Here is a 9,453-nt window from a genome sequence, read left to right on the forward strand (position 1 = left end):
GGGGCGGGCGGGCGCCCCCCCCCCCGGGGGGAGACGGGACGGGGGTCTGTGGTGGGGGGCGACGTACGGGACCGGCTGGGGCAGCCGGGCGCGCTGCCGGACCCCGCGGGCGAGCCGCTCGATCGAGGTCAGCGCGCGGACCACGTCGTCGGCGGTCACCTCGAACGGCATGCTGTGAATGGTCTCCCACGGCACCGTCGCGGCTTCGGCGTTGGTCCGCAGCGACTTCTCGTCGTCGGCCTTGAGCCCGACCTCGGTCAGCGTGGTCGGCAGGCCGACGCGGGTGGTGAACTCGATGAAGTCCCGGATCTCGGACGAGGGCGCGCCCTCCAGTACCAGTTGGGTGACCGAACCGATGTTGACCTTCTGCCCGTGGGCCAGCCCGTGGGTCGCCTCGACCGCGGTCAGGCCGTTGTGGATGGCGTGGGCGGCCGCCAGGCCGCCGGACTCGAAGCCCAGGCCGGAGAGCAGGGTGTTGGCCTCGATGACCTTCTCCACCGCCGGCGTCACCTGGTGGTCCTTGACCGCGTCGATCGCATCGAGGGCAGTGCCCCACAACACGTCCCAGCTCAGTTCCGCCAGGGCCGTTCCGGTCACCGTCGGCAGGCCGCCGGCCATCGTCTTGGAGTTCGACCGGGCCGTCGCCCGGGCCTCGAGCCAGGTGGCCAGGGCGTCGCCGACCCCGGCGACGAGCAGGGAGACCGGGGCATTGGCGACGATCTGCGAATCCACCAGCACCAGGTCGGGGTTGCGCGGGAAGAAGCGGTACTCCTCGAACTCCCCGGTCTCGGTGTAGATCACCGACAGGGCCGAGCAGGGGGCGTCGGTCGAGGCGACGGTCGGCGCGTTGGCCCAGCGGATGCCGGCGATGTGCCCGGCCGCCTTGACCGCGTCGATGGTGCTGCCGCCGCCGATGGCGATCGCCACGTCGGCCCCGGTCCGCTTGATGACGCCGACCAGGCGGTCGACCTCCTTGGCGCTCGGGATGCCGTTGAACGTCTCGCGGTGCAGGGGCAGGCCGGCCGCCGCCAGGGAGGCCTCGACGTCATGCCCGACCAGTCCCCAGACCAGGTCGTCGGCCACCACCAGCGGGGTCTGGCCGATCTGCTTGAGGTACTCCCCCAGCTGGGTGATGGCACCCTTTCCCTGCACGTAACGACCCGGACTGATGACGGTGCGAATCTTGCTGCCCATGAACCTCTCCCGATGTGGCGGGCGCCCTTGCCCCGGTTGGCAGGGCCACCGGGGGCGACCCTAGGGGAGCCGAGAGCCGCACTTCACGAGCGCTTCTCACGCTGCGGGAAGGCCGGGAACCACCGCGACCCGGATGCAACGCCGGGTCCGGCGGCCGGGGCCGACCCGGTCCGGCGGGTGTCGGGCGGTACCTTGGCGCGGTGAAGCGAGCGCGGCTGGTGGACGTGGCCGAGCGGGCCGGGGTGTCCCGCACGACCGCGTCGGCCGCCCTCGGCGGCAGCGGCCGGATCGGCGAGGAGACGCGCCGCCATGTGCTGGCCGTGGCGCAGGCCATGGGCTACGAGGTGAACCGGCTGGCCCAGAACCTACGCTCGCAGCGGGCCGGCGCCATCGCCGTCTACCTGCCGCCGGACTCCAGCGATCACGAGTACTACCTGGCGTTCGCCTTCGGAGTCGTCGACGGCGCGACGGAGCACGAGACCCCCGTCGTGCTCATCCCGAACGGCACCACCGAGACCTCGCTGGCCCGCGACCACGTCGACGGGTACATCGTGGTGGACGCCATCGACGACGACCCGCAACTGGCCCGCATCCTGGCCACCGGCAAACCGGTGATCGCCGCCGAACCGCTGCCGCCCGGATCGCCCGCCCCGGCCGGGCTCGTCGAGATCGACCATTGCCGCGCCGTCACCGCCCTGCTCGACCACCTCAGGGCGCAGGGCGCGCAGCGTCCGGCCCTGATCGCGCCGTCCCTTGACACCGCGTGGGCGCGGCAGGTCGACCGGGCCCACCGGACCTGGTGCGCCGCGACGGGGGTCGGCCGCCGGGTGGCGTCGACCCCGTTCCTGGCCGACGCCGCCAGCGTGCAACAGCCCGTCGACGAGCTCTTCGCCGCGGAACCCGGCCCGGACGCGATCCTGGTCGCCCCGGACGGCATCGCCGCCGCGGTGGCGGCCGCGATCGCGGCTAGGGGCGTGGAGGTCGGGCGGGACGTGCTGCTGGCCGCCTGCGTGGACGGGATCGGCGTGTGGTCGTCGACGCCCCCGATCACGGCGATCGACCTGCGCCCGCGGGCCCACGGCCGAGCCTGCGCGGATCTGCTGTGGCAGGTGCTCGAGGACCCGGACGACGACGTCCCGGGCAAACCGGACCCGCGCATCGTGCGGTTCGAACCCGAACTACGCCCCCGCGCGTCCACCCGCGCCGGCTGAACCCGGGCGCTCCGCCGGCCCCCCGCCGAGCGGTGGGCCACCCGATACCGGCTCCCGGCGGGCTGACCCCGCGTCCTGGCCGTCGCATCGGCGGTTCCGCACGCAGTCCCGGCACATTGACCATTGACCCTGCGGGATCGATCCCGCTACGCTCTCCCCACACCATGCGGGATCGATTCCGCAGGCCGTCTCCCCGCCCCCGAAGAGAACCGGGAATCCGATGAATCACCAGTTCAGCGCCATCGCCGACAGGATCGACACCGGGATCGAGATCGTCGAGACGACCGGGTGCCCGACCTCCCTCGCCCGGACCACCCGCGACCCCGGCCCGGTGCTCCGGATCGGCGTCGTCCAGCACGCCTGGGACGCCGACGCCGACCGGCTCAGTGCCACCCTCCACGCGATGATCGGCGCCGCGGCGAAGCGGGGCGCGAAGATCGTCTTCCTGCCCGAGATCACCCTCCTGCGCTACCCCGCCGACGGTCTGCCGACCGGCCGGGCCGACGCGCTGGCCGAGGACCTGGAGACGGGACCGTCGGTCGCTCTGGCCCGCCGGGCCGCGGCGGATCACGATGTGCACGTGCACATCTCGGTCTACCGCCGGGACGGCGGGACCGACGGGCTCGGCTCGAACACCGCCGTCATCGTCGCGCCGGACGGCCGCATCGTCGCGGCCACCGACAAGCTGCACATTCCGGTGACCGCCGGCTACTACGAGGACCACTACTTCCGGCCGGGGCCGGCGTCCGCCGAGACGGCGGTCGCGGAGCCGGCGCCCCGCCCGACCGACGACCCGTACCCGGTGCACACGGTCGACGCCCTGGACGGCGCCGCCTTCGGCCTGCCGACCTGCTGGGACGAGTGGTTCCCGGAGGTCGCCCGCAGTTACGCGCTGCGCGGGGCCGACGTCGTGGTTTACCCGACCGCCATCGGATCCGAGCCCGATCACCCCGAGTTCGACACCCGGCCGCTCTGGCAGCAGGTCATCGTCGGCAACGGCATCGCCAACGGCCTGTTCATGGTCGTGCCGAACCGCACGGGCGCCGAGGTCCGCCCCGACGGCACCCCGGGCAACACGTTCTACGGTTCCTCGTTCGTCAGCGACCCCTACGGCCGCGTGCTGGTCCAGGCCCCCCGCGATCAGGCGGCCGTCCTGGTGACCGATCTCGACCTGGCCCAGCGGCGCGACTGGCTCGACCTGTTCCCCCTGCTGCGCACCCGGCGGCCCGACACCTACGCCCGCCTCACCGCCCCGGTCGACGCCGCCCATCCCCACGGCTCGCCCGCTCCCCGTCCCCGCGTCGCGCCCGTCGCGTCCTGACCCCGTCGACGGACAAGGACCCCGTGATGACCGCCTCGCTGCCCACCGAACCGATGACCGACGCCGTCGCCCCCGCGCCCGGCTTCCGCCGCGTCCTGCGGCTGCCCGGCCTGGTCCTGCTCGGCCTGGTCTACATGGTCCCGCTGACCGTGTTCACCACCTACGGGATCGTCACCGAGATCACCGGCGGCCGGCTGCCCGTCGCCTACGCGCTCACACTCGTCGTCATGCTCTTCACCGCCCGGTCGTACGGGCGGATGGCCGGCGCGGTGCCGACCGCCGGCTCGGCCTACGCCTACGTGTCGACCGCGTTCGGGCCGGCCGCTGGCTTCCTCTCCGGCTGGTCCCTGCTGCTGGACTACCTGTTCCTGCCGATGATCAATTACCTGGTGATCGGCATCTTCCTGGGCGCGTACCTGCCCGGGGTGCCGGTCTGGGTGTTCATCCTGGCCTCGATCGCCCTGGTCACGGTGGTCAACCTGGCCGGCATCACCTCGATCGCCCGGACCAACGTGCTGATCGTCGGCGTCCAGGCCGTGTTCATCGCCGTGTTCGTCACCCTCGCGGTCGTGCAGCTGGCCGGCTCGGGTGCGGTCGACCCGCTCGCTCCGCTGATCGGTGACGGCGACGCGGGCCCGCAGGCGCTGTTCGCCGGGGCGGCGATCCTGTGCCTGTCCTTCCTGGGTTTCGACGCGGTCTCCACCTTCGCCGAGGAGTCCACCAACGCCCGCACCCTGGTCCCGCGGGCGATCATGCTGACCACGGTGATCGCCGGCGTCATCTTCATCGGCCTGTCGTACATCAGCTACCTGGTGCTGCCGACGTCGGTGTTCGACGACGTGGACGCCGCCTCCCTCGACGTCGTCCGGACCGTCGGCGGCGCCGCCCTCTCGGCGTTCTTCGTGGCCGCCTACGTCGCCGGTTCGCTCGGCTCGGCCCTGACCTCGCAGGCCTCGGTCTCGCGCATCATCTACGCCATGGGCCGGGACGGTGTGCTGCCACGGCGCGTCTTCGGCCGGCTGTCGGGCCGCGGCGCTCCGGTCGCCGCGATCGTCGTCACCTCGGCGGTGGCGCTGCTGGCCTTGGTCATCTCGCTGACCACGATCTCCTCGATGATCAGCTTCGGCGCCCTGGTCGCCTTCTCCATGGTCAACCTGTCGGTGGTCAAGTACTTCGCCATCGATCGCGGACGCCGGCGCACCGCGCGCGACGTGCTCTCGTTCGTCGTGCTGCCGCTGATCGGCTTCGCCACCACCGTCTGGCTGTGGACCAGCCTGTCCGCGCTGACCATGGTGATCGGGCTGACCTGGGCGGGCGCCGGCCTGGTCTACCTGCTGTGCCTGACCCGCGGGTTCCGCCGCCCGACGCCGCAGCTGGACCTCAAGGAGACCTGAGACCCCCGGCCCCCCGGGCGCGCCCCGGTGAGTGTGCAGAAAGTGCCCCATCCGGGTCCCGTATGGGGCACTTTCGGCACACTCGGCGGCCGCGCGGGCCCGCGGCGACCCGACGCGAATCAGGCCACGCCGAGGTAGGCCTCCTTGATGGCCGGGTCGGCGAGCAGCTCCTTGCCCGGACCGGACTTGACGACCTCGCCGGTCTCCAGGATGTAGCCCCGGTGCGAGCGGGACAGCGCCTGCTGGGCGTTCTGCTCGACCAGCAGGATGGTCACCCCGGTCGCGTTGATGTCGGAGATGATCCGGAAGATCTGCTGGATGACCATGGGCGCCAGGCCCATCGACGGCTCGTCCAGCAGCAGCACCCGGGGTCGGGCCATCAGCGCGCGGCCGATGGCCACCATCTGCTGCTCACCGCCGGACATCGTGCCGCCGATCTGGGTGCGGCGTTCGGCCAGCCGCGGGAACAGCTCGAACACCCGGTCCAGGGTTTCCTGGTAGGCCGCCTTGGACTCGAACTTGCGCCCGTAGTGGCCCATGTCCAGGTTCTCCTGGACGGTCATGCCGGGGAACACCCCGCGACCTTCCGGCGACTGCACGATGCCGGCGATCACCCGCTTGTAGGCCTTCATCTTGGTGATGTCCTCACCGTCGAAGACGATCGAGCCGCGGGTCAGCGGCCGCACCCCGGAGATGGCCCGCATGGTGGTGGTCTTGCCGGCGCCGTTGGCCCCGATCAGGGTGACCAGCTCTCCCTGCTCGACCGAGATCGAGATGCCGTGCAGTGCCTCGATCCGGCCGTACGCGACCGTCATGTCCTTGATCTCAAGCAGAGGCATCGTCGGGCACCCCCAGGTAGGCGGCGATGACCGCCGGGTTGTCGCGGATCTCCGCCGGCACGCCCTCGGCGATCTTCTTGCCGAACTCCAGCACCACGATCCGGTCGGTCACGCCCATGACCAGGCGCATGTCGTGCTCGATCAGCAGCACCGTGTACCCGTCGGACCGGATCTTGCGGATCAGCTCCATCAGCGCGACCTTCTCGGCCGGATTGAACCCGGCGGCCGGCTCGTCCAGGCACAGCAGCTTGGGTTCGGTGGCCAGTGCGCGGGCGATCTCCAACCGCCGCTGGTCGCCGTAGGGCAGGTTGCGCGCCTTCTCGGTGGCCCGGGCGCCGATGCCGACGAATTCGAGCAGGGCCAGGCCGCGGTCGATGGCGTCCCGTTCCTCGTGCCGGTGCCGCGGCAGCCGGAACGTCGCCCCCGGCACCGAGGTCCTGTGTCGGGCGTCGGTACCGACGACCACGTTTTCCAGCGCGGTCATCTCACCGAACAGCCGGACGTTCTGGAAGGTGCGGGCGATGCCCAGGCGGGTGATCTGGTTCCGCTTGAGCTTGGCCATCACCTGGCCGTCGAACGTCACGGTGCCCGACGTCGGCCGGTAGACCCCGGTCATGGCGTTGAAGCAGGTGGTCTTGCCCGCCCCGTTCGGCCCGATGAGGCCGAGGATCTCGCCGCGCCGGATGGTGAACGTGACCGAGTCCAGGGCGGTCAGGCCGCCGAACTTGACGGTGACCCCCTCCAACTCGACCAGCGGCTCGCCGACCGCGGTGTCGATCTCCCGGGTGGGCGCCACGATCTCGGCGACCACCTCGGGGTCGGCCAGCTCCGGCGCCACGTCGGTGACGTCGACCTCGACCGCGTCGTCGACGATCATCGGGCCGACCGGCTGGTCGTAGGCGTCCTCGGACGGCGCGCGGAATTCCTCGCCGACCTCGGCACCGGCCTTATAGCCGCCCGGGTCGTGTTCGGACTCCGAATCCCGGCTCACTTGGTCACCTCCACCGGAGTGCTGGCCTCGTCATGCTGACGGCGGCGCGCCGCCACGTACAACTCCCGACCATAGGTCAGCAGTTTCTGCCGGACCGGGAGTAGACCCTGCGGCCGGAAGATCATCAGAACCATCAGCGCCAGGCCGAAGAAGAAGTACTTGTACTCGGCGATCGAGTCGCCGTCGATCGGGATGCCGAACAGCTCGGTCCGACCGAGGAAGAAGTTCGGCAGATACACGATGATGAACGCGCCGAGGATGACGCCCAGCTTGTTGCCCTGGCCGCCGAGCACCACGGCGCACAGGAACAGCACCGAGTTGATGACGTTGAAGTTGGTCGGCACCACGAACTGCACCTGGCCGGCGTACAGCGCCCCGGACAGGCCGCCGATGGCCGCCCCGATCGTGAACGCCCAGAGCTTGAACTTGAACGTGGGCACGCCCATGATCTCGGCCGCGTCCTCGTCCTCGCGGATGGCCACCCAGGCCCGGCCGACCCGGGACCGCTCGAGGTTGCCGACGAACATCAGCACCAGCACGATCAGCACGATCGAGAGCCAGTACCACCAGACGCCGCTGTTGAGGGTCTTGCCGACGTTGCCGGCCGAGAACACCCCGAGCGGGAACTCCTCGGTGGTGCCGAACCGGGGGTAGGCGACCTGGGACAGGCCGCGGCCGCCGCCGGTGATCTCCTCCAGGTTGTCGGCCAGCAGCCGGACGATCTCGCCGAAGCCCAGGGTCACGATGGCCAGGTAGTCGCCACGCAGCCGCAGGGTGGGTGAGCCCAGCAGCAGACCGGACAGCGCGGTCACCGCCACGGCGATCGGCAGGCAGGCCAGCCAGGCCCAGTCCGAGGACAGCCAGCCGCCCGGGCCGGTCTGGTTCCACGGGCTGTTCGGGCTGGTCAGCAGGGCGACGGTGTAGGCACCGACCGCGTAGAAGCCGACGTAGCCCAGGTCGAGCAGGCCGGCCTGGCCGACGACCACGTTGAGCCCGATGGCGATCAGCGCGTACATGCCGAACTGCGCCATGACGCCGCCGAAGTTGGTGCCCTCGGTGGTCAGGACCGGGATGTTCAGGATCGGCAGCAGCGCGATCAGCAGGATGAACGGCACGCCGAAGAGCCACTGCATGGGCCGCGACTGGGCGTTCCACCAGCTGCGGAACGCGTCACCCACGCCGGCCTTGGGCCGGGCGTCGAACGAGGGGTTGCTGCTCATACCCGCGCCCTCCCCAGGGACTCGCCGAGGATGCCGGTCGGCCGGAACATCAGGATCAGGATCAGCAGCACGAAGGCGACCACGTCGCGCCAGCCGGTGCCGAACAGCACCTGGCCGTAATTCTCCATGACGCCGAGGATCAGGCCGCCGAGCAGGGCGCCGCGCAGGTTGCCGATGCCGCCCAGGACCGCCGCACAGAACGCCTTGATGCCCAGGATGAAGCCGCCGGAGTAGATGATGCCGTTGGGCACCCGGAGCGTGTACAGCAGCGCGGCCGCGCCGGCCAGCACGCCGCCGATGAGGAACGTCAGCATGATGACGCGTTCGCGGCTGACGCCCATCAGGGTGGCCGTCGTCGGATCCTGGGCGACGGCCCGGATGCCGCGACCGAACTTGGTGCGGTTGACGAACATGTCGGTGGCCACGGCCAGCACGATCGCCGAGATGATGATGATCAGCGTGATGTTGGTGACGTTGGCGTTGAAGATCTGGAACTGCACCTCGGGGGTCACCAGGCGGATCGGCTGCTGGGCGTTCACGCCGCCGAGCTCACCGTCGGTCAGCGTCGGCAGGATGTCGTGCACGAACTCCTGCAGGACGAACGAGGCACCGATCGCGGTGATCAGGAAGACCAGGGACGGGGCATTGCGCTTGCGCAGCGGCCGGTAGGCCAGCCGCTCCAGGCCGACCGCCGCTCCGCCGGACACGGCCATCCCGCCCAGCATCGCGATGCCCAGGTACAGGATCGTCATCGCGACGCCCAGGTTGTAGGCGTTGCCGCTGGGCGTGAAGCCGAGCAGCAGCAGGGTGGCGTACTGACCGAACATGCCGAGCATGAAGATCTCGGAGTGCGCGAAGTTGATCAGCCGCAGCACACCGTAGACCAGGGTGTAGCCCACCGCGACGAGCGCGTAGATCGAGCCGTAGGCCAGGCCGTCGATGGTCAGTTGCCAGAAGTTGGCGCCCAGGGCGCCGACGTTGAAGTTGATCGGTGAGGCCGCGAGCGGCTCCGCCAACGCGAAGAAGGTAGTGGTCATCGGGCTCCTTGCGCGCCGGTCGGCGGGCGCCGACACGGGACTGGGACAGCGTGAGGGCTCAGAACACCAATGGCGACCGGAGAACCGCTGTTGCCGCGGGCTCTCCGGTCGCCATCGATGGGTGTCCGGGTGTTACTTGACTTCGTACAGCCAGGGGTTCGCCACCGCGAGCTCACCGCTGGAGTCCCACTTGTACGTCTTGGCCAGACCCTCGCCGTCGTAGGTCGAGAAGTACTTGATCATGCT

At 70.6% G+C, this 9,453-nt stretch carries 8 protein-coding genes; 3 read left to right on the forward strand and 5 right to left on the reverse strand.

The genetic code is table 11. From position 1 onward, the window contains the following. The coding region (locus ACOJUF_RS14600; RefSeq protein ID WP_420122557.1) for a glycerol dehydrogenase at positions 1-1,194 on the reverse strand (1,194 nt) is incomplete at its 3' end. 200 nt (positions 1,195-1,394) lie between these two features. Between ACOJUF_RS14600 and ACOJUF_RS14605 the strand changes: the two genes are divergently transcribed. From ACOJUF_RS14605 to ACOJUF_RS14615, 3 genes are all read left to right on the forward strand, one after another. Beyond that, a complete protein-coding gene (locus ACOJUF_RS14605; protein ID WP_420122558.1) occupies positions 1,395-2,405 on the forward strand; it encodes a LacI family DNA-binding transcriptional regulator in 1,011 nt (336 codons plus the stop codon). A 220-nt stretch (positions 2,406-2,625) separates the two neighbouring features. Further along, positions 2,626-3,726, forward strand: coding sequence for a nitrilase-related carbon-nitrogen hydrolase (locus ACOJUF_RS14610; protein ID WP_420122559.1), 1,101 nt, complete (start codon positions 2,626-2,628; stop codon positions 3,724-3,726). Positions 3,727-3,752: 26 nt separating this feature from the next. After that, a complete protein-coding gene (locus ACOJUF_RS14615) occupies positions 3,753-5,120 on the forward strand; it encodes an APC family permease (protein ID WP_420122560.1) in 1,368 nt (455 codons plus the stop codon). Between the two features lie 119 nt (positions 5,121-5,239). Here ACOJUF_RS14615 and ACOJUF_RS14620 read toward each other — a convergent pair whose 3' ends face one another. The 4 genes from ACOJUF_RS14620 to ACOJUF_RS14635 all read right to left on the reverse strand — a co-directional run bounded on the left by ACOJUF_RS14620 (position 5,240) and on the right by ACOJUF_RS14635 (position 9,207). After that, positions 5,240-5,959 carry an ABC transporter ATP-binding protein gene (locus ACOJUF_RS14620; RefSeq protein ID WP_420122561.1) on the reverse strand — a complete coding sequence of 240 codons (720 nt, stop codon included), beginning with the start codon at positions 5,957-5,959 and terminating at the stop codon, positions 5,240-5,242. Further along, complete coding sequence (locus ACOJUF_RS14625; RefSeq protein WP_420122564.1) at positions 5,946-6,836, reverse strand: ABC transporter ATP-binding protein; 891 nt, start codon at positions 6,834-6,836, stop codon at positions 5,946-5,948. Before ACOJUF_RS14625 ends, ACOJUF_RS14620 begins: the two co-directional genes overlap by 14 nt. Before the next feature lie 110 nt (positions 6,837-6,946). Continuing rightward, positions 6,947-8,170, reverse strand: a complete 1,224-nt coding sequence (locus ACOJUF_RS14630) for a branched-chain amino acid ABC transporter permease (protein WP_420122562.1) — start codon at positions 8,168-8,170, stop codon at positions 6,947-6,949. After that, positions 8,167-9,207, reverse strand: a complete 1,041-nt coding sequence (locus ACOJUF_RS14635) for a branched-chain amino acid ABC transporter permease (RefSeq protein ID WP_420122563.1) — start codon at positions 9,205-9,207, stop codon at positions 8,167-8,169. The genes ACOJUF_RS14630 and ACOJUF_RS14635 overlap by 4 nt, the downstream gene beginning before the upstream one ends. Positions 9,208-9,453: the final 246 nt, after the last annotated feature.

This window comes from Nakamurella sp. (assembly GCF_048594475.1).
In the GTDB taxonomy this organism is placed as follows: domain Bacteria; phylum Actinomycetota; class Actinomycetes; order Mycobacteriales; family Nakamurellaceae; genus Nakamurella.